Source organism: Clavibacter sp. B3I6 (assembly GCF_030816895.1).
Taxonomy (GTDB): domain Bacteria; phylum Actinomycetota; class Actinomycetes; order Actinomycetales; family Microbacteriaceae; genus Clavibacter.
The window spans coordinates 2,529,218-2,547,226 of the sequence record NZ_JAUSYL010000001.1; the positions used below are offsets into that span (position 1 = coordinate 2,529,218).

18 protein-coding genes are annotated in these 18,009 nt (G+C 75.3%); 5 read left to right on the forward strand and 13 right to left on the reverse strand.

What is annotated here, in order from left to right; translation table 11 throughout:
• Nucleotides 1–9: 9 nt before the first annotated feature.
• From QFZ62_RS12305 to QFZ62_RS12315, 3 genes are all read right to left on the reverse strand, one after another.
• Nucleotides 10–813 (reverse strand): DNA-formamidopyrimidine glycosylase family protein, encoded by an 804-nt coding sequence (locus QFZ62_RS12305; RefSeq protein WP_307506160.1) that lies wholly within the window; start codon nucleotides 811–813, stop codon nucleotides 10–12.
• Between the two features lie 30 nt (nucleotides 814–843).
• Entirely contained in the window at nucleotides 844–5,661 is a 4,818-nt protein-coding gene (locus QFZ62_RS12310; RefSeq protein WP_307506163.1) for a DEAD/DEAH box helicase, read from the reverse strand.
• Between the two features lie 105 nt (nucleotides 5,662–5,766).
• Nucleotides 5,767–6,408: an alpha/beta hydrolase gene (locus QFZ62_RS12315; protein ID WP_307506166.1), complete on the reverse strand. Its 642-nt coding sequence runs from the start codon at nucleotides 6,406–6,408 to the stop codon at nucleotides 5,767–5,769.
• Nucleotides 6,409–6,554: 146 nt separating this feature from the next.
• Here QFZ62_RS12315 and QFZ62_RS12320 point away from each other — a divergent pair, with 146 nt between their 5' ends.
• Nucleotides 6,555–7,109, forward strand: a complete 555-nt coding sequence (locus QFZ62_RS12320; RefSeq protein ID WP_307506168.1) for an NUDIX hydrolase family protein — start codon at nucleotides 6,555–6,557, stop codon at nucleotides 7,107–7,109.
• 37 nt (nucleotides 7,110–7,146) lie between these two features.
• Here QFZ62_RS12320 and QFZ62_RS12325 read toward each other — a convergent pair whose 3' ends face one another.
• The 3 genes from QFZ62_RS12325 to QFZ62_RS12335 form a co-directional block, all read right to left on the reverse strand.
• Nucleotides 7,147–7,770 carry a TetR/AcrR family transcriptional regulator gene (locus tag QFZ62_RS12325; protein ID WP_307506171.1) on the reverse strand — a complete coding sequence of 208 codons (624 nt, stop codon included), beginning with the start codon at nucleotides 7,768–7,770 and terminating at the stop codon, nucleotides 7,147–7,149.
• A gap of 189 nt (nucleotides 7,771–7,959) precedes the next feature.
• Complete coding sequence (locus tag QFZ62_RS12330) at nucleotides 7,960–9,501, reverse strand: DEAD/DEAH box helicase (RefSeq protein ID WP_307506174.1); 1,542 nt, start codon at nucleotides 9,499–9,501, stop codon at nucleotides 7,960–7,962.
• 222 nt (nucleotides 9,502–9,723) lie between these two features.
• The gene (locus QFZ62_RS12335; RefSeq protein WP_307506177.1) at nucleotides 9,724–10,386 is read right to left on the reverse strand and encodes a DUF1684 domain-containing protein; all 663 of its coding nucleotides are present in this window, start codon (nucleotides 10,384–10,386) and stop codon (nucleotides 9,724–9,726) included.
• A gap of 160 nt (nucleotides 10,387–10,546) precedes the next feature.
• Between QFZ62_RS12335 and QFZ62_RS12340 the strand changes: the two genes are divergently transcribed.
• Nucleotides 10,547–11,005, forward strand: a complete 459-nt coding sequence (locus tag QFZ62_RS12340) for a hypothetical protein (RefSeq protein ID WP_307506179.1) — start codon at nucleotides 10,547–10,549, stop codon at nucleotides 11,003–11,005.
• 8 nt (nucleotides 11,006–11,013) lie between these two features.
• On the opposite strand, the gene QFZ62_RS12345 is transcribed toward QFZ62_RS12340, so the two are convergent.
• Nucleotides 11,014–11,559: a hypothetical protein gene (locus QFZ62_RS12345; RefSeq protein ID WP_307506181.1), complete on the reverse strand. Its 546-nt coding sequence runs from the start codon at nucleotides 11,557–11,559 to the stop codon at nucleotides 11,014–11,016.
• 80 nt (nucleotides 11,560–11,639) lie between these two features.
• Between QFZ62_RS12345 and QFZ62_RS12350 the strand changes: the two genes are divergently transcribed.
• From QFZ62_RS12350 to QFZ62_RS12360, 3 genes are all read left to right on the forward strand, one after another.
• A complete protein-coding gene (locus tag QFZ62_RS12350) occupies nucleotides 11,640–12,140 on the forward strand; it encodes an EVE domain-containing protein (protein WP_307506184.1) in 501 nt (166 codons plus the stop codon).
• A complete protein-coding gene (locus tag QFZ62_RS12355; protein WP_307506187.1) occupies nucleotides 12,124–12,714 on the forward strand; it encodes a 2-phosphosulfolactate phosphatase in 591 nt (196 codons plus the stop codon). Before QFZ62_RS12350 ends, QFZ62_RS12355 begins: the two co-directional genes overlap by 17 nt.
• 129 nt (nucleotides 12,715–12,843) lie before the next feature.
• A complete protein-coding gene (locus tag QFZ62_RS12360; RefSeq protein ID WP_307506189.1) occupies nucleotides 12,844–13,146 on the forward strand; it encodes a DUF427 domain-containing protein in 303 nt (100 codons plus the stop codon).
• A gap of 13 nt (nucleotides 13,147–13,159) precedes the next feature.
• Here the strand turns inward: QFZ62_RS12360 and QFZ62_RS12365 are convergent, their stop codons facing one another.
• The 6 genes from QFZ62_RS12365 to QFZ62_RS12390 are packed head-to-tail and all read right to left on the reverse strand — an operon-like array spanning nucleotide 13,160 to nucleotide 17,760.
• The gene (locus QFZ62_RS12365; protein ID WP_307506192.1) at nucleotides 13,160–13,873 is read right to left on the reverse strand and encodes a CGNR zinc finger domain-containing protein; all 714 of its coding nucleotides are present in this window, start codon (nucleotides 13,871–13,873) and stop codon (nucleotides 13,160–13,162) included.
• Nucleotides 13,870–14,376, reverse strand: a complete 507-nt coding sequence (locus QFZ62_RS12370; RefSeq protein WP_307506194.1) for a SprT-like domain-containing protein — start codon at nucleotides 14,374–14,376, stop codon at nucleotides 13,870–13,872. The genes QFZ62_RS12365 and QFZ62_RS12370 overlap by 4 nt, the downstream gene beginning before the upstream one ends.
• Nucleotides 14,377–14,412: 36 nt before the next feature.
• The gene (locus QFZ62_RS12375) at nucleotides 14,413–14,943 is read right to left on the reverse strand and encodes a hypothetical protein (protein ID WP_094127718.1); all 531 of its coding nucleotides are present in this window, start codon (nucleotides 14,941–14,943) and stop codon (nucleotides 14,413–14,415) included.
• A 10-nt stretch (nucleotides 14,944–14,953) separates the two neighbouring features.
• Nucleotides 14,954–16,138, reverse strand: coding sequence for a sorbosone dehydrogenase family protein (locus tag QFZ62_RS12380; protein ID WP_307506198.1), 1,185 nt, complete (start codon nucleotides 16,136–16,138; stop codon nucleotides 14,954–14,956).
• Nucleotides 16,139–16,181: 43 nt separating this feature from the next.
• Complete coding sequence (locus tag QFZ62_RS12385) at nucleotides 16,182–17,039, reverse strand: spermidine synthase (RefSeq protein WP_307506201.1); 858 nt, start codon at nucleotides 17,037–17,039, stop codon at nucleotides 16,182–16,184.
• A 52-nt stretch (nucleotides 17,040–17,091) separates the two neighbouring features.
• Nucleotides 17,092–17,760, reverse strand: coding sequence for an MBL fold metallo-hydrolase (locus QFZ62_RS12390; RefSeq protein ID WP_307506205.1), 669 nt, complete (start codon nucleotides 17,758–17,760; stop codon nucleotides 17,092–17,094).
• Nucleotides 17,761–18,009: the final 249 nt, after the last annotated feature.

Below are 18,009 nucleotides of genomic sequence, written 5' to 3' on the forward strand. Positions count from 1 at the left end.
GGGCGTGCGTCAGGTTTGGCAGCGCGGGCACCAGTAGGTGACCCGGTCCTGCGATCCCATCCCGGGCCGCACGGGGTCGCCGAGCTGGCCCTGCAGGATCCGCGTGCCGCACCTGAGGCACGGCTTGCCCTTCCGTCCGTACACCCAGTCGGTGCGGCCGCGGCGGAGGTCGCCCGTGGTGGTGCGCTCGATGCGGTCGCGGTTGGCGCGCATGGTGCGGCGGGCGAGCGCGACCATCGCGGGCAGGTCCGGCACCTCGGACACGGGCCGCGTCGGCAGCACGCCGCGCAGGAAGCAGAGCTCGGCGCGGTAGACGTTGCCGATCCCGGCCGCGTTCCGCTGGTCGAGGAGCGCGAGGCCGACGGGCCGGTCGGGCTGGGCTGAGATCCGCCGCACGACCTCCTCCGCCTGCGCGTCGTCCCAGCCGGGCCCGAGGATGTCCGGGCCGAGGTGCCCCACGACCGTGTGCTCCTGGTCGCGGGGGATCACCTCCAGCACCCCCAGCGCGAAGCCCACCGTGATCCGCTCCGCCGTCTCGAGCACGACGCGCGCCTCGAACGCCGGCCGCCGCCAGGCCGTGCCGTGCTGGTAGATGTGCCAGGACCCCTCCATCTTGAGGTGGCTGTGGATCGTCAGGTCGCCGACGCGGTGCAGGATGTGCTTCCCGACGCTCACCACCTCGTCGACCTCCCGGCCCGCGAGGTCGAGCGTCGCGAAGGCGGGCACGCGGAAGTCGGAGCGCGTGAGCACCTGGCCGCCGATCGCCTCCTGCAGGTGCGCGGCGGTGCGGTAGACGGTGTCGCCCTCAGGCACGGGCGCCTCCGCCGCGTCGCGTGGACCGGGTCACGAGCGCATCCGCAGACCGCGCGGCGTCGCCGAGAAGCCGTGCTCCTGCAGCGCGGAGCCGAGCGGCGTGCCGAGGATGAACTCCCCGTTGACCTTCTCGATCGCGAGCTTGGCCACGCCACCGCGCCGCACGACGCCGCCGAGCGACTCGGCGGCCGCCCGCAGCACCGCCTCGTCGGCGTCGAACTGCAGCACCGTCTTGCCGCCGCGCTCCACGTAGAGCACGAGCTCGCCGTCGACCAGCACGACGAGCGCGCCCGCCTTCCGGCCGGCCCGGTGGCCCGTGGGCCGTTCGCCGCGGGCGTCCACGCTGCCGGAGGGGGCGACCGCGCCGGTCGCGGTCGCGTCGAGCGCTGCGGCCTCGCCCGCCGGATCCGCACCCGTGCCGTCGTCGCCGTCCGCCGCCGACCCGTCGAGCCGCGGCCAGGCCAGCGCCGCGCCGTACGCGTTGGCCGGATCCGTGGCCGCCAGCGTCAGCGCGTTCAGCGGCCGCTCGGCCGCGTCCGGATCCCGCGTGAACCCGCGCAGCCGGTCGACCGTGCCGCCCGTGGAGAACTGCGCCGCGCCCAGGGTCTCGATGAAGTACCCGCGTCGGGCCCGCCCGGTGTCCTCGAACCCGGCGAGCACCTTGTAGGTGAGCGCGAAGCCCCCGGGAACGCGCTCCGTCATGACGGACCCGCGCGTGACCACGCCGTACCGCTCGAGCAGCAGCTCGGCCGTGCCCGCGGCGCGCACGGTGGCGTCCGTCTCGGCGAGCGGCACGATCGACCACCGGCCGGCGGCCGTCGACGGCCCGGTGCGCGTGGGCATGTCGGGCCGCGGCATCCTCCCGCCCCGGTACATCCGCCCGCGCGGCGCCCGCTGCGGCGTCTTGTGCGCGGTGGATCCGCCCGCGAGCAGCGCCCGCAGCGGCGAGAGCGTGTCGTTCGTGACGAGGCCCGCCCACACGAGGTCCCACAGCGCGGTGACGAGCGCCTTGTCGTCCGTGGATCCCACGGCGTCGCTCAGCTGGCGGAAGAAGTAGCCGCCGCCCGTGCCGAGCGTGGTGAGGACCTCGCGCTGCAGCTCGTCGGTGTCGTGCGCGTCGGGCTCGGGCAGCGTGAGCGCGACCTGGTCGGCGAGGTGCAGGCTCACCCAGCCGTCGGCACCGGCGAGCGTGCCGGCGCCCGACCAGATGACCTCGCCCGTGGAGGTGAGCTCGTCGAGGAACGCGGGCGTGTAGTCGCGCACCCGGGCCGGCAGCACGAGCGTCTCCCACGCGGAGGCGGGGACGGGCGCACCCGCCAGCTGCTCGATGACCTGCAGCACGCCGTCGACCCCGCGGAGCCCGCGCTCGCGGTCCGCGCCCGCGCCCGCGACGTGCTGCCACGCCGGCAGGAAGCGCGCGAACGCCGCCTGCTCGACCGGCTCGACCTCGCTGCGGAGCGCGGCCAGCGAGCGGCTGCGGAGGCGCCGCAGCACCTCGACGTCGCACCACTCGCTGCCGGACGCGCCGGGCCGGAACTCGCCCTCGACCGCGCGCCGCTGGGCGCCGAGCCGGGCGAGCGTGTCGGCGATGACCGCGGATCCGAGGCCGATGGCGGTGGCCGCGTCGGCGATGGTGAACGGCCCGTGGGTGCGCGCGTAGCGGCCCACGAGGTCGCCGAGCGGATCGGCCACGGGCTCGACGAACGCCATCGGCGTGCCGATGGGCAGCGGCACCCCGAGGGCGTCGCGGAGGCGGCTCGCGTCCTCGATGGCGGCGACGCGCGGCCGCCCGCCGAACGAGACGCGGAGCGCGCGCTTGCCGGCGACGAGCGCGTCGAGGTGGTCCGCGGCCTCGCCCGCCTCCTCGGGCTCGAGGCGCGCCGCGACCTCCTCGGCGTCGAGCGGCCCCAGGATCCGCAGCAGGTCGGCCACGCCCTCCCGCCCCTTCGCGCGCCGGTCGGTCGCGAGGCGCTGCAGCTCGAGCTCGGTGCGCGCGATGACCGCCGGGTCCAGCAGCTCGCGCAGCTCCGCGCGCCCGAGGAGCTCCGACAGCAGCCCCGCGTCGAGCGAGAGCGCGGCGGCCCGGCGCTCGGCGAGCGGGCTGTCGCCCTCGTACATGAACGCGCCGACGTAGCTGAAGAGGAGGCTGCGCGCGAACGGCGACGCGTCCTCCGTGGTGGTCTCGACGATCTTGATGCGCCGGGCCTCGATGTCCTTCGCGAGCGACGTGAGCGCGGGCAGGTCGTAGACGTCCTGCAGCACCTCGCGCACGGTCTCGAGCACGATGGGGAACGCGGGGAACTTCCGCGCGACGTCGAGCAGCTGCGACGCGCGCTGGCGCTGCTGCCAGAGCGGCGAGCGGCGCCCGGGGTTGTAGCGCGGCAGGAGGAGCGCGCGGGCGGCGCACTCGCGGAAGCGCGACGCGAACAGCGCGGATCCGCCGACCTCGCGCGTGACGATGGCGTCGAGCTCGTCGGGCTCGAACACGAAGAGGTCGGCTCCCGGCGGCTCGCCGTCGGTCTCGGGGATGCGGACGACGATGCCGTCGTCGTTGGCCATGGTGGCGCCGTCGATGCCGTACAGCTCGGTGACCCGCGCGCCGACCGCGAGCGCCCACGGCGCGTGCACCTGCATCCCGTAGGGGGAGTGCAGCACCACGCGCCAGTCGCCCAGCTCGTCGCGGAAGCGCTCGACCACGAGGGTGCGGTCGTTCGGGACGTGGCCCGTGGCCTTCTTCTGGTCGTCGAGGAACGCCAGCAGGTTGTTGACCGCGCGGTCGTCGAGGCCCACGCGGCCGGCGCGCGCGCGGGCGTCGTCCACCGCGGATCCCGACAGCTCGCGCACGAACGCCCCGATGGCGCGGCCGAGCTCCAGCGGCCGCCCGAGCCCGTCGCCCTTCCAGAACGGCAGCTTGCCGGGCTCGCCGAACGCGGGCGTCACGAGCACGCGGTCGTGCGTGATCTCCTGGATCCGCCAGCTCGTGGCCCCCAGCGCGAACACGTCGCCGACGCGCGACTCGTAGACCATCTCCTCGTCGAGCTCGCCCACGCGCGACGCCTTCTCGCCCACCATGAACACGCCGAAGAGTCCGCGGTCGGGGATGGTGCCGCCGGAGGTGACCGCGAGCCGCTGTGCACCCGGCCGCCCCTCGATGGTGCCCTCGTCGCGATCCCAGACGATGCGGGGCCGCAGCTCCGCGAACTCGTCGGACGGGTAGCGGCCGCTCAGCAGGTCGAGCGTGGCCTCGTAGGCGGAGCGCGGCAGGGTCGCGAAGGGCGCGCTCCGCCGGACCGTGTCAAACCACTCCTCGACGCCCACGGACTCGAGCGCGACGGCCGCGACCGTCTGCTGCGCCAGCACGTCGAGCGGGTTCGCCGGCACGCGCAGCGACTCGATCTGTCCGCTCGCCATGCGCTCGGCGGCGACGGCCGAGTGGATGAGATCGGCGCGGTGCTTGGGGAAGATGACGCCGCGCGAGACCTCGCCCACCTGGTGCCCGGCGCGGCCGACGCGCTGCAGGCCGCTTGCGACCGAGGGCGGCGCCTCCACCTGCACGACGAGGTCGACGTCGCCCATGTCGATGCCGAGCTCGAGGCTGGAGGTGGCGACCACGCAGCGGAGGCGGCCGGACTTGAGGTCGTCCTCGATGAGGGCGCGCTGCTCCTTGGAGACGGACCCGTGGTGCGCCTTGGCGAGCACCGGATCCGCGCCCTCGGTGCTCCCCGCCTGCGCCATGACCTCGGCGGGCGGGCGCGCGGCGGTGCGGCGCGTGGCGGAGAAGGCCGTGGCGTCGACGGGTCGGGACGACCCGGATCCGGCCGCCGCGCCCGCCAGCACGGGCACGGCGTCGGCCGACGCGCCGGCCTCCGCGGACCCGGCGACGATCGCCCGCCCCTGGGCGTCGATCCGCCCGTCCTCGATGCGCGCCGTGTAGATCTCGTTGAGCCGGGCCGTGAGCCGCTCCGCCAGCCGCCTGCTGTTCGTGAAGACGATGGACGAGGTGTGCTGGAGCACGAGGTCGACGATGCCCTCCTCCACGTGCGGCCAGATGGACCCCTGCTGCGGCTCGCCCTGCGCCGCCGACCCCTCGAGCGGCGCCGTGGTGCCGAGCTCGGTCATGTCGTCGACGGGCACGATGACCCGGAGGTCGAACTCCTTGGTGTTCTTCGGCGACACGATGGTGACGGGCGCGCGCCCGCCGAGGAACCGCGCCACCTCCTCGGGCGGCCGCACGGTGGCGGACAGCCCGATCCGCTGGGCGGGCTTCTCGAGCAGCGCGTCCAGCCGCTCGAGCGAGAGCGCCAGGTGGCTGCCGCGCTTCGTGGCCGCGACCGCGTGCACCTCGTCGACGATGACCGTTTCGACCCCCGCGAGCGTCTCGCGCGCGGCCGAGGTGAGCATGAGGAACAGCGACTCGGGCGTGGTGATGAGGATGTCCGGCGGCGTCTTCGCGAGCGCGCGCCGGTCGGACGCCGGGGTGTCGCCCGAGCGGACGCCCACCGTGACCTCGGGCGGCTCGGCGCCCAGCCGCTTCGCCGTCTGCACGATGCCCACGAGCGGCGAGCGGAGGTTGCGCTCCACGTCGACCGCGAGCGCCTTCAGCGGCGAGATGTAGAGGACGCGCGTGCGCCGCATCGGGTCCTCCGGCGCGGGCCGCGACGCCAGCCGGTCGATGGACCAGAGGAACGCCGCGAGCGTCTTGCCGGATCCCGTGGGCGCCACGACGAGCGCGTGCGACCCCTTCTGCACGGCCTCCCAGGCGCCCGTCTGCGCGGTCGTGGGGCCGGGGAACGCGCCCTGGAACCACTCCCGGGTGGCCGGGGAGAAGCGTGCGAGGACGGGATCCATCTCCCCATCCTCCCCTGCGCCACCGACATCGGGCCGGGCCCGGCGCTCGCCGGACGGCCGCGACGCGCACCGCGACGCGCGCCGTGCCGCGAGCCGCGCTGCGCGTCAGCCCGCGTGCTCCCGGATGAACGCGGACACGTCCCGCAGCTCGGCCGTCGACACGGAGTGCGGCAGGTCCTCGTAGATGCGCTCCGTGAGGGCGGTGTGCTCGCCGATCCAGGCGCGCGTGCGGACCACGGCCGCGTCGGGGATCACGGTGTCGGCCGTGCCGCGGCCCCAGAAGACGGGCGTCGGCGCGGCGACGAGGGCCGGGTCGCCCGCGTGCTCCCCGCGCACGGAGAAGCCGCTGAGCTGCACCGCGTACGAGAAGCGGCCGGGCGCGAGCCGCAGCAGCTGGAGCGCGGTCGCCCCGCCCTGGCTGAAGCCGAGGAGGCCGACCGAGCGCGGCGGCACGGGCAGCGCGTCGAGCCAGTCGAGGACCCCCTGCGCGGCGGCATCGGCGGCGTCCGGATCCGGATCGCCGGTGGATCCGGGCACGATCGGGAACCACGCGTGCCCGCCCTGAAGCGCGATCGGCGCGCGCAGCGACGCGATCACGGGCCCGAGCGGCAGGTAGGGCGACAGGCCGAACAGGTCGCCCTCGTGCGAGCCGTAGCCGTGCAACAGGACGAGGAGTGGGCGGTCGGCGAGCTCGGCGGCGGAGGCCGACCAGAGGACGGCGTCGGGATCCAGCGGGAGAGCGGTCACGGTGTCCTCGTCGGCTGCGGCGGATGCGCGGACGCGGGGGTTCGACCGGCCCGCCCATCCTCGCACCCGCGCCCGTGCGGCCGTCCGGCGCGTCCGGCCAGCGCGCCGGGTGGCGGCCGCGCTCCGGCCGTGGGTGACAATGGACCATGACCGTTCGCACCCCGGACCCGAACATCCCCGACCCGAACTCCGGCTGGCTGTCGGACGTGGAGCTGGCGCAGATCCGGCAGCGGCTGCCCCTCCTCTACGTCGAGGCGGTGCCCGTGCGGGTCGACGGCATGGGCCGGGTGAAGGACATCGGCGTCCTGCTGCGCGCGACGGTCACCGGCCAGATGACGCGCATGCTCGTCTCCGGCCGCGTGATGTACGGCGAGACCCTGCGCGACGCGCTCTTCCGCCACCTCGAGAAGGACCTCGGGCCGATGGCGTTCCCGCAGCTCCCCGCGAGCCCGACCCCGTTCTCGGTGGCCGAGTACTTCCCGTTCCCCGGGGAGAGCCCCTACACGGACGAGCGGCAGCACGCCGTCTCCCTCGCGTACGTGGTGCCGGTGACGGGAACGTGCGACCCGCGGCAGGACGCGCTCGAGATCACCTGGATGACGCCGCAGGAGGCCGCGTCCGACGCCGTCTCCGCCGACATGGAGGGCGGCCGCGGCGCGCTCCTCCGCGCGGCCCTCGCGTCGGTGGGCGTGCTGCCCTAGCCGGACGGAGGCGTCCGCGGCACCCGGGGCGGAGCGCTCAGACCGCGGCGACCCGCTCGGCGAACTCCGGCGGCTCCAGGTAGTGGCGCCGCAGGTCCTCGAACGCCTGGCTCGCGCCCGCGCCGACGCCGTAGGAGCGCTGCACGTGCAGCCCGTCCATGGCGGAGAGCACGACGGCCGCCGCGGCCTCCGGGACGAGGTGCGGGTCGATGAGGCCGCGCGCCTGGTCGACGATGACGCCCGAGGTGATCCGCTCCAGCTCGCGGGCGCGGCGCTCGCGGAACAGCTCGTGCAGCGGGTGCCCGGCCACCGAGGCCTCCGACGAGACGACGGCGATGACGCGCGTGAGGCACGCGCTCTGCTCCCCGTCGGCGATGGCGACGGCCGCGTGCTCGGCCACGCTCCGGGGGCGGTGCAGCTCGATGGCCGCGGCGAGGCGCTCCTCGCGGCGCTCGAGCACGGCGAGCAGCAGCGCCTCCTTGCCGCTGAAGTGGTGCAGCAGCCCGGCCGGGGTGATCTCCGCCCGGGACGCGATCTCCCGCAGCGAGCTGCCGCGGTACCCCTGCTCGGCGAACACCTCGATGGCGGTGCGGATGAGGAGCTCCCTCCGCTCCACGCCCTTGCGGTACGGGCCACGGGCGGCGAGGGCGGGGCGAGTCATCCGCACACCGTATCCGGGTGCGGGCGCGCGCCTTCCCGACCGTCCCCAGGCCGCGCCTCGGCTGCGGACGATCGGGGCGCGGACGCGTCGCCGGGCGGCTCGCGCGCGAGGCCAGGGGACGACGGAGGGCCCCCGTCCGCAGACGAGGGCCCTCGATGCCATGCTGGCGCGCGCTGCGCGCCGTGCGGTCTAGCGTCCGCTGGAGACGCGGCGGTGCGTGCGCGCACGACCGCCGGCCGCGGCACCGCCGGACGCCGCGGGGCGCTCCTGGCGGGGACGCGAGGGAGCGGCGGACGAGCCGCCGCCGAAGCCCTCGGAGGAGGTGCTGAACGTGCGGGGCGTCCCGCCGCGCTGTCCGCTCGAGGCGGCTCCGTCGCGACGACCCGACGCGGCGCCCTCGCGGCGACCGCCGACGGGCGCGCCGTCACGGGTCGCGCGCTTGCGCTGGGCGTTCGCGCCCTGCGAGCGTCCGGCGCCGTTCGCGCGGCCGCCCTGCGACTGGCGCTGGGTGGACTCGCGCACCGACTTCGTCTCGCGCGGTGCGGGCTTGACGTACGCCGCGACGGCGCCCGTCAGCTCGGCCACGGCGGGGGAGGACTCGGTGACCTGCTGCGGGGTGACGTGGATGTCGGCCTTGCGCATCAGGAGCTGCACGTCCTTGCGCTGAGCCGGCAGCATGATCGTGACGACGTCGCCCGCGGAGCCCGCGCGCGCCGTGCGGCCCGAGCGGTGCAGGTACGCCTTGTGCTCGGCCGGCGGGTCGACGTGGATCACGAGCTCGATGTCGTCGACGTGCACGCCGCGCGCCGCGACGTCGGTGGCCACGAGGACCTTGACGTCGCCCGCGGAGAACGCGGCCAGGTTGCGGTCGCGGGCCACCTGCGAGAGGTTGCCGTGCAGGTCCACCGACGGGATGCCCGCGTCGGTGAGCTGCTTCGCGAGCTTCTTGGCGTGGTGCTTGGTGCGCATGAAGAGGATGCGGCGGCCGCTGCCGCCCGCGAGCTTCTGCACGAGGAGGCGCTTGGCCTCGACGTCGGACGCCTCGAACACGTGGTGCGTCATGGCGGCGACGGGCGAGTTCGCCTCGTCGACGGAGTGCAGCACCTGGTCGTGCAGGTAACGGCGGACGAGCTTGTCCACGCCGTTGTCGAGCGTGGCGGAGAACAGCATGCGCTGGCCGGTGTTCGGGGTCTTGTCGAGGATCCGCGTGACGACGGGCAGGAAGCCCAGGTCGGCCATGTGGTCGGCCTCGTCGAGGACGGTGATCTCCACGGCGTCGAGGTTCACGAAGCCCTGCTTCATGAGGTCCTCGAGGCGGCCGGGGCAGGCCACGACCACGTCGACGCCGGCCTTGAGGGCCGCGACCTGGCGCTGCTGCGAGACGCCGCCGAAGATCGTCGTGGTGGTGAGGTTGTAGGCCTCGGCGAGCGGCGCCATGGCGGCGGTGATCTGCGTGGCGAGCTCGCGGGTCGGCGCGAGGATGAGGCCGAGCGGGCGGCCCGGACGACGACGGCCGCCGGCGAGGCCGCCGCCGAGGCGCGCGATCATCGGGATGGCGAACGCGAGCGTCTTGCCGGAGCCGGTCTTGCCGCGGCCGAGCACGTCGCGGCCGTTCAGGGTGTCGGGCAGCGTGTCCACCTGGATGGGGAACGGCGTCGTGATGCCGTTCGCCGTGAGGGCGGAGACGAGGGGTGCGGGCACGCCGAGCGCGCCGAAGGTGTCAGTGGTCATGCGGGGGAGTTGCCTTCCAGGCAGGGGTCCGCCCCGGTGTGCGTTCTCGGGGATGTGCGACTACGCACGGAAGCGGAGGATGGCGAAGGCGCCGATGGGCGCATCCGTTCGCCGTAAGAAAGATGTCACCCGCACCCGTCGGCCGGAATCGGCGATCTGATCGGGGCGAGGAGGGAACGCGTTCTCTCGACGCAGGGAGCACGATGATGTGCTCGCAAGTGACTACAGGCTAGCAGGTCCCTCCGGGGAGAACGCCATCTCGCCCACGGGCACCTCGAGGTCGAGCACGTTCCCGGCCGGCGCGAGGGGGCAGGCCCACTCCGGGTCGTAGGCGCAGGACGGGTTGTAGGCGAAGTTCAGGTCGACGACGATCGACCCCGGGGCGCCGGGTCCGAGGTCGGATCCCTTCACGGTGTCGAGCAGGTAGCGCCCGCCCCCGTAGGTGCCGCCCTCCCGCCGGTGCGACGCGTCCTTCACGGGCAGGTGCAGGCCGCCGCCGTAGCTCGCGAGGCGCCAGACGTCGAGGGTCGCCGCGTCGCGTCCGTCGGCGGCGGGCAGGTGCACGGATCCCAGGAGCTCGAACGGCACGATGCCGTCGGTGCCCGTCTCCACCTCGTGGCGCTCCTCGCCGCGGTCGTCGTGGATCTCCAGCTCGAACCGCCAGGCCGGGTCGTAGTCCGCCACGTCGAGGCGCTCGAAGCCGGCGCGGTGCTCGGCGAGGAGCGGCGTCGCGGGGTGGCTGCGGAACATGTCGTCGCGCGTGCGGCGCCAGAGGGCGTGGGCCGCGGCGGGATCCGTCTGCGCCACCCAGCGCACCTCCGCGTACATCTCGTGCGTGCGGCGGCGCCAGTCGGCGACGTGGAGGGCGGTGACGGCGGAGGGCATGGGGACACCGTACGCGGCCGGTCGCGCGGGGCCCTCGCGGCGTCGCCCGGCGGCTGTCCGCATCGGGCGGCCCTGTCGCCGGGGGCCGGGGCGACGTAGCGTCGTCGTCACGGACGCCGTCGACCCGCGCGGCGCCCGCTCCACGGATCGGATGCCGGCCATGCGCGCTCGCCTGATGCTCGTCCCGGCGCTGGTCGTCGCCCTCGCCGCGTGCTCGACGCCGTCCGCGGTGGCGCCGGACGACGCGTCGCTGATCGCCCGCGATGCGCGGGCCATGCCGGACGCGAGCGCGGCCGTCGAGCTCCCCGTCCTCGACGGGGAGGCGCCCGGCGGCGCGGCCTCGTCCGCCGCGTGGAACCCGTCCGACGTCACCTCGCCGGAGGCCTGGGTCGACGTCTCGTGGACCTCCGGGGACCCGGCGTGCGGCGGTCAGGTGGAGGCCGCGCGCGTCGAGGAGACCGAGGCGCGCGTCGTCATCGACCTCCCGCGCGGGGAGTCGCACCTCGCCGAGGGCGGGGCCGTGTGCGGCGACGTCGGGTTCCTGCGCAGCGCGCGGATCCCGCTCGAGCGGCCGGTGGGATCCCGCCAGCTCCTGCAGCACGCGCCGCCGGCGGGCTGAGCGCCCGGTCAGGCGGCGGGCGACGTGCCCGCGTCGTCGTCATCCGACGGCTCGGGCTCCCAGTCGTAGGCCCACGTCGGCGCGAGCTGGCGGAGCCGGAACGCGCGCCACTGCCAGAACGCCCAGAAGGTGGGCCACATCGCGGGCCCGAGGAGGCCCGCCTCGAACTCGAGCTGGTCGCGGAAGAGGGTCTTGACGCGACCGTCCTCGTCGGGGCCGGCGGGATCCGCGGAGACGGCCATGCTGTGCCGCATGCTCGTGGGGATGGACATGAGCCCGGAGAGCCCGTGGCCGTCGTCGCGCACGATGCGGACGCCGTCGACGCGCGGCTTCATGTCCCGCAGGCGGATGCTCTGGCGTCCGGCCGTGAACGGGCCGGTCTGCATCGCGGCGACGTGCTCGCGGCCGTCCCAGCTGGTGGGGAACCCGCCGTCCTCGAGCGGCACGAAGTCGACGAGCGGGCCGGCGACCTCCCGCATGACGGTGGGCGAGTGGAGCGCGCGCCAGGCGGCGTCGGGATCGCAGTCGAGGATGGTCTTCAGCAGCACGCGCATGGCCCCAGTCTGCCCCGCGCGGCTGGGGGATCGGCCGGGCGTGCCGGGCGACCGTGCCCGTGGGACAGGATGGGACGGACATGATCAGGTACTGGGTGGGCGTCGTCTCGCGCGACCGCGTGCTCGACGGCCTGGACCTCGGCATCGCGCAGGTCAACCGCGGCGCCCGTGAACCGGTCGAGCGGCTCGGCGAGGCCGACGGCTTCGTGTACTACTCGCCGCGCGAGTCGTACCCGGACGGTCAGCTCCTGCGGTCCTTCACCGCGATCGGCCGCGTCGCCGACGCCGCGCCCTACCAGGGGCGCGTGGGCGAGTGGCGGCCGTGGCGGCGGCGGATGGACTGGGACCTCGGCGCGGTCGACGCCCCCATCCGTCCGCTCGTGCCCGTCCTCGACTTCACGCGCGACTCCCTCGAGTGGGGCCGCAAGCTCGCGCCCGGGCTGCTGGAGATCTCCCGCGACGACTTCGAGGTGATCCGCCAGGCCATGCGCCGCGGGGCGCCCGAGCCGTCGCGCCGCGTCATCCGCGGAGGGGCGGGGCCCTGGACGCCCGTAGCATCGGATCGTGACCTCCTCCGCTGACGCCGCGCACCCCGACCCGTCGACGCAGGCCCGCTACCAGGTCCGGCTCGACGGCGGGGTCGCCGGCGCCCGCCGCATCGCCTCCGGCGCCGACGTCATCGTCTGGGTGGACGCCCTGCCCTCCGTCCCGCCGCCCACGGCCGCCCGCCGCGACGAGGTCCTCGCGACCATGCCCGCCCGGCCCGCCGTGGTGAGCGCGGGCCTCGCGGACGGCCCGGCCGTCGCCGCGTGGATCCTCGCCCTCCAGGAGGCGCTCGACCGCCGTGCGTACGTGGCCGTGGTCGCCGCGGGGACGGTGGAGGCCGACGGATCCTGGCGCGCCTGCGCCGAGGACCAGCTCGCCGCGGGCGCCGTGGTCGACGCGCTCGCCGCCCTCGGGATCGACGCGACGTCGCCCGAGGCCGCCGTCGCGTGCGCCGCGTACCAGCAGCTGCGGCCCGCCGTGGGCCACCTGCTCACCGCGAGCGTCTCCGCGCGGCGCCTCGACGCCGCGGGCCACGGCGCGCTCGTGTCCGCGTCGCTCGCCGCGGACCCGGCCGACGTGGTCGTGCACCGCCTCCACCGCGACGCCTGAGCTGCGGCCTGCCGCCCCGCCCGCACGGGCTCGGATGCCCGCGCGGAATGGGCTCACGGCCGCGCGTGTTCTCCTGTGTCAGGCGCCGCCGTCCGCGTGACGCCCCCGATCGTCAGGAAAGGCACGCACATGAAGGCACTTCTCAACGGCGTCACCGTCGCCGAGGCTCCGAAGGACGAGCTCATCCAGATCGAGGGCAACTGGTACTTCCCGCCGCAGAGCGTGGACATGTCGCTCCTCACCGAGACCTCCACGCCCTACCACTGCCCGTGGAAGGGCGACACGCAGTACTACTCCGTGAAGGACGGCGAGACCCAGCTGCAGGACCGCGCCTGGTCGTACCCGACGCCCATCCCGTCGTCGTTCGACCGCGTCGGCCGCGACTACAGCGGCTACGTCGCGTTCTGGAAGGAGGTCCGCGTCAGCGAGTGACGCGGATCGCCGGTCACGGCCCGGGGGCTCCGGCTCCCGGGCCGTCGTCGTCCCCGGGGCCGTCCGCGGGAGCCCCGTCGGCGGGCGCGGGACGCAGCGGCGCCACGCGGGCCGGGATCCCCGTCCGCCGCTCGCGCAGCTGCCGGGCGCGGTGCGCGCGCACCTTCGCGCGGTTGCCGCAGCGGCGCATCGAGCACCAGCGGCGCGTGCCGGAGCGGGTGGTGTCGAGGTAGAGCACGGTGCAGTCGTCCGCCGAGCAGCGGTGGATCCGCTCGGAGCCCGCCCCGAAGACCGCCACCGCGTCGCGCGCCGCCGAGGCGAGCGCCTGCGCGGGCCGGGCGAGCGCGCGGCCGGCCTGGCGGGATCCGCCGCCGAGCGCGGGCGGCAGGTCGGGCGTCGCCGCGTAGAGGTTCAGGACGTCGACGTCCCGCGGCGCGGGCTCCCGGCCGTCGGCGAGCGCGGCGGCGATGTCGCCGATCGCCTGCCGGAGCGTGCGCGCGTCGGCGAGGTCCCGCTCCGCCGGCTCCGAGACCGGCGCGAGGTGCGCGCTCAGCCACGCGCCGAGCGCCGCGGCGTCGGGCAGCGCCTCGCGCGGCTCCGGGTCGCCGAGCGCGCCCGTGTACGCGAGGTCGAGGCTCACGGCGCCCGTGTCGAGGAACCAGCGGAGTCCGTCCGGGTCGGTGATCCACTGGCCCGTCGGCCGCTCGGACCCCGGCGCCCGGCTCACGCGGCGCCCTCGCGCCGATCGGCGCGCGACGCGGACGCCGCCGCGCCCGACGGCACGTCGCGCTTCGTCCACGCGATCAGGTGCGCGGCGTCGAACCGGCGCGAGCAGAGGCCGCACGCGAGCGGCCGGGTGGGCTTCCGGTAGCGGAAGTGCGCGTGCCCGGCCGGGCAGGCGCCCACCCAGGGCGCGAGCTCCTCGGCGACCGCGCCCGAGTGCAGGCGCGACCCCTCGTAGCCGAGCTCGGCGGCCGTCCGCTTCCAGCGCGGGCCGTGCCCGGCACGGGATCCGGCGAGCGCGTGCGCCACCTCGTGCAGCAGCACCTGGTGGATCTCGTCGTCCGCGAAGCGCCCCGCCAGGTGCCGCGAGACGGTGATCCGCCGGTCGCCGTAGTGGCAGGCGCCCGCGCGCGTGCGGGCGTGGTCGAACGCGAAGGTCCACGACGGGTCGAGGTGCAGGGCGATGAGGGCCTCGGCCCAGATCCGCACCCGGGCGAGGTCAGCCACGGTCGGCCGCCCGCGGCCGACGGGGGAGCGGGCCCATCACGCGGGCTGGGCGGCGATGCGCTCCTTGGCGACGTCGATCGCGAGCGCGGAGCTCTCGAGCTGGTCGCTCGGCAGGCCCTCGCGCGTGCGGAGCGTGTACGCGTCCTCGAAGTCGCTCAGCGCGTGGCGGTAGTCGCCGCGGTCGAAGTGCACCTTGCCGCGGTGCTGCAGCGCGAACGCCTCCAGTGCGTACCACTCGTGCGCGCGGGCCTCGTCGACGCAGCCGCCGAGGTCCTGCAGCGCGATGTCGAGCTTGCCCTGGTACTGCTGCACCTGCGCGCGGCGGATGCGGCACGCGAGCAGCGTCTCCCGGTCGCCCGTGAAGCGCGCCTGGCGCACGGCCGCGTTCGCCATGTCCCACGCCTCGTCGAGCCGGCCGAGCATGCGGAGGAGCGCCACCTTCTCGGTGATGGCGGAGAGGCTGCGGAGGTTCTCGAGCTCGTCCAGGCGCTCGCCGGCCGCCCGCAGGTCCACCTTCTCCCGGAGGGTGTCCCTGTCGTAGCCGATGATGATCGCGGTGCCTGTCACGAGGAAGAGATTATCCCGCCTGGATCGGCATGAGCTCGACCCGGAGCAGCTTGTCGTCGCCGTCGCGCGGCGTGCCGCGCCCGTCGGTGTTGCCGGTGAGCATCCGGAGCGACCCGTCGGGGGCCGCCTGCACGTCCCGGATCCGCCCGTACTCGCGGGTGTAGAACTCGGCGACGCGGTCGTCGGGGATGGGGTCCGTGGCCACGGCGCCGGGCCGGACGACCCAGAGGCGCTGGCCGCCGAGGCCGGCCATGAAGACCGTGTCGCCCACGACGGCGATGCCGCTCGGGCTCGCGTCGTCGGTGCCCCACTGGCGCACGGGGTCGATGTAGGCGTCCGCGGCCGCGTCATCGCTCGCGCCCTCCACGACCGGCCAGCCGTAGTTCCCGCCGGGCTCGATGAGGTTCAGCTCGTCCCAGGTGTCCTGCCCGAACTCCGCCGACCAGAGGTTCCCCTCCGCGTCCCACGCGATGCCCTGCGGGTTCCGGTGGCCCATCGAGTACACGGGCGATCCCGGCGTCGGGTTGTCCTCGGCGCCCTGCCCGTCGGGCGTGAGGCGGAGGATCTTGCCGGCGAGCGAGATCGGGTCCTGCGCCGCGTCGCGGAGGTTCGCGTCGCCCGTGGTGGCGTAGAGCATGCCGTCGGGGCCGAACGCGATCCGGCCGCCGTTGTGGGTGGTGTCGCGGGGGATCCCCGTGACGACGTCCTCGGCGACGCCCAGCCCGAGCGACCCCGGCTCGCCCGTCACGGGCATCCGGACGATGCGGTTGTCCGTGGCGCTCGTGAAGTACGCGTACAGCTGCGTGCCCCCGTCGACCTCGCGCGTGGCGATGCCGAGGAGGCCGCCCTCGCCCAGGGGGCCCACGCCCGCGATCGTCCCCGCGACGCGCGTCGTGCCGTCCGCGAGCACCTCGACGATGCGGGAGGTGTCGCGCTCGCTCACGAGCAGGGCGCCGGACGGCAGCTCGGCCATCGACCACGGCGACGTGAGGCCCGTGGTGGTCGCGGTCGGCGTGCCGGAGGGGGCGACGCCCGGAGGCGCGGTGTCCGTGCTCGTGGGGGAGGGGGCCGGCGGCTCCGTCGCGCGCACGTCGACCGGCGACCCGTCGTCGTTCGTGCAGCCCGAGAGCGCGACGATCGCGGCGAGGCCGAGCACGGCGAGGCGCGCCGGGCGGGTGCGGGAGCGGCGGTTCATGGGGACTCCGGTGGTTCGGCGGGCGTCGGCGCCCGGTGCGGCCTCAGGGCCTGGTCTGGAAGACGCTGCGGGCGGGGGAGGGGGACGGGACGGCGGTCGCGTCGGTGACGACGGAGGCGCCGGCGATGAAGTCGGCGAGCTCGCGCCCCTCGACGACCTTGGCGGGGTGGGGGCCGCCCGCGAGCAGGCGCGGCACGAAGTCGAGCGGGAGCGGCGTGGCGGACGCCGCGAAGACGACGTTGCCGAACCGCCGCCCCTTGAGCACCTGCGTCTCCGCGAGCGCGGCCACGTGCGGCAGCACGTCCTGGATGGTCGCGGCCTGCCCGCGCGCGAAGGCGAGGCCGTGGCCGTCGGCGACGTTGACCGTGATGATCCCGCCGGGCGCGAGGAACGCGGCGGCCTCCGCGTGGAACTCGCGGCTCGTGATGTGGGCGGGCGTGCGCGCGCCGCTGAAGACGTCCACCACGATGAGGTCGACGGATCCGCGGAGCCCCTGCGGCAGCCGCCCCATGACCTCGCGCGCGTCTCCGTAGCGCAGCCGGATGGAGGCCTTCCTCGACCACGGCAGGTGCTCGCGCACGAGGTCCACGAGGTCCTGCTCGAGCTCGATGACCTGCTGGCGCGATCCCGGCCGCGTCGCCTCCACGTAGCGCGGGATGGTGAGCGCGCCGGCTCCGAGGTGCAGCGCGGTGATCGCCTCCCCGGGCTCGCCGAGCAGGTCGATGACGTGGCCCATCCGCTGCACGTACTCGAAGAACAGCTCGCCCGGGTCGTCCATGTTCACGTGCGACTGGGGCGTGCCGTCGACCACGAGCTGGTACGCGCCCGGCACGAAGCGGTCGGGCTCGATGACGGCCCGGTGCCCGCTCAGGGTCAGGACGGTCGACGGGTGCTCGGGCATCTCCTCAGCCTAGGCGTCCGCCCCGCGCACGGCCGGGCCGCGGGGCGCGCCGTCACCAGCCGCGCGCCCGCCAGTCGGCGATGGATCCGCGCTCGGCGCCCAGCGTCGTCGAGTCGCCGTGGCCGGGGTGGACGTGCGCGTCGTCGGGGAAGCGCGCGAACAGGCGCTCCTCGACGTCGTCGAGGAGCTGCCGGAACCTGTCCGCGTCCCCCTGCGTGCTCCCCACGCCGCCCGGGAAGAGCGAGTCGCCCGTGAAGAGGTGGGTGCTGCCGTCGCCCGGCTCCAGGACGAGCGCGACGCTCCCCGGCGTGTGGCCGCGGAGCGCGACGACCTCGAGCGCCACGCCGCCGACGGCCACCCGGTCGCCGTGCGCGAGGCGCCGGTCGGCGTCGACGGGGAGGTCGCCCGCGTCCTCCGCGCCCACGGCCGCGTCGGCGTCGGTCGCGTCGAGCACGGCCGCGAGGGCGCCGTGGTGGTCGGCGTGCCCGTGGGTGGTGACGACGACCGCGAGCCGGCCGACGGGATCCGGCTCCGCCACGAGGGCGAGCAGGCGGTCGACGTCGGCTGCCGCGTCGACGAGCAGGCGCTCGCCGGAGTCGAGGTCGGTGAGGAGGTACGCGTCGTTGTCCATGCGCCCGACGGAGGCCTTCCGGATCTCCACGTCGCCCGCCCGGTGCACGTGCGAGGGGCCGCCGGGGGACACGTGCCAGGGTGCGCTCATGCCCGGAGGCTACGCGCGCGCCGCGCCCCCGGAGCAGGGCGACCGGACGTTATACACCGAGACACGCCGAGGATGCAAGATTCCGCTGGACATGGCGCGTCGCGACCCGTATGGTGATCCTTTGCGCTCCCACTCCCTTTGCCTTCATATTGCGGTCGGTCATCGTGTGCGCTCGGGTCGATCCCGAGCCCATCCCGCGAGGTGTGGCGAGCAACTCCATCAGGATCGGCACGGGTGACAGCCCGGGTC

Excerpts from the sequence above, each read along its gene's own strand:
- QFZ62_RS12310 (WP_307506163.1), bottom strand. The coding sequence starts at position 5,661 with ATGGATCCCGTCCTCGCACGCTTCTCCCCGGCCACCCGGGAGTGGTTC.
- QFZ62_RS12320 (WP_307506168.1), top strand. The coding sequence starts at position 6,555 with ATGACCGTTCGCACCCCGGACCCGAACATCCCCGACCCGAACTCCGGC.
- QFZ62_RS12325 (WP_307506171.1), bottom strand. The coding sequence starts at position 7,770 with ATGACTCGCCCCGCCCTCGCCGCCCGTGGCCCGTACCGCAAGGGCGTG.
- QFZ62_RS12330 (WP_307506174.1), bottom strand. The coding sequence starts at position 9,501 with ATGACCACTGACACCTTCGGCGCGCTCGGCGTGCCCGCACCCCTCGTC.
- QFZ62_RS12335 (WP_307506177.1), bottom strand. The coding sequence starts at position 10,386 with ATGCCCTCCGCCGTCACCGCCCTCCACGTCGCCGACTGGCGCCGCCGC.
- QFZ62_RS12340 (WP_307506179.1), top strand. The coding sequence starts at position 10,547 with ATGCGCGCTCGCCTGATGCTCGTCCCGGCGCTGGTCGTCGCCCTCGCC.
- QFZ62_RS12345 (WP_307506181.1), bottom strand. The coding sequence starts at position 11,559 with ATGCGCGTGCTGCTGAAGACCATCCTCGACTGCGATCCCGACGCCGCC.
- QFZ62_RS12350 (WP_307506184.1), top strand. The coding sequence starts at position 11,640 with ATGATCAGGTACTGGGTGGGCGTCGTCTCGCGCGACCGCGTGCTCGAC.
- QFZ62_RS12360 (WP_307506189.1), top strand. The coding sequence starts at position 12,844 with ATGAAGGCACTTCTCAACGGCGTCACCGTCGCCGAGGCTCCGAAGGAC.
- QFZ62_RS12380 (WP_307506198.1), bottom strand. The coding sequence starts at position 16,138 with ATGAACCGCCGCTCCCGCACCCGCCCGGCGCGCCTCGCCGTGCTCGGC.
- QFZ62_RS12385 (WP_307506201.1), bottom strand. The coding sequence starts at position 17,039 with ATGCCCGAGCACCCGTCGACCGTCCTGACCCTGAGCGGGCACCGGGCC.
- QFZ62_RS12390 (WP_307506205.1), bottom strand. The coding sequence starts at position 17,760 with ATGAGCGCACCCTGGCACGTGTCCCCCGGCGGCCCCTCGCACGTGCAC.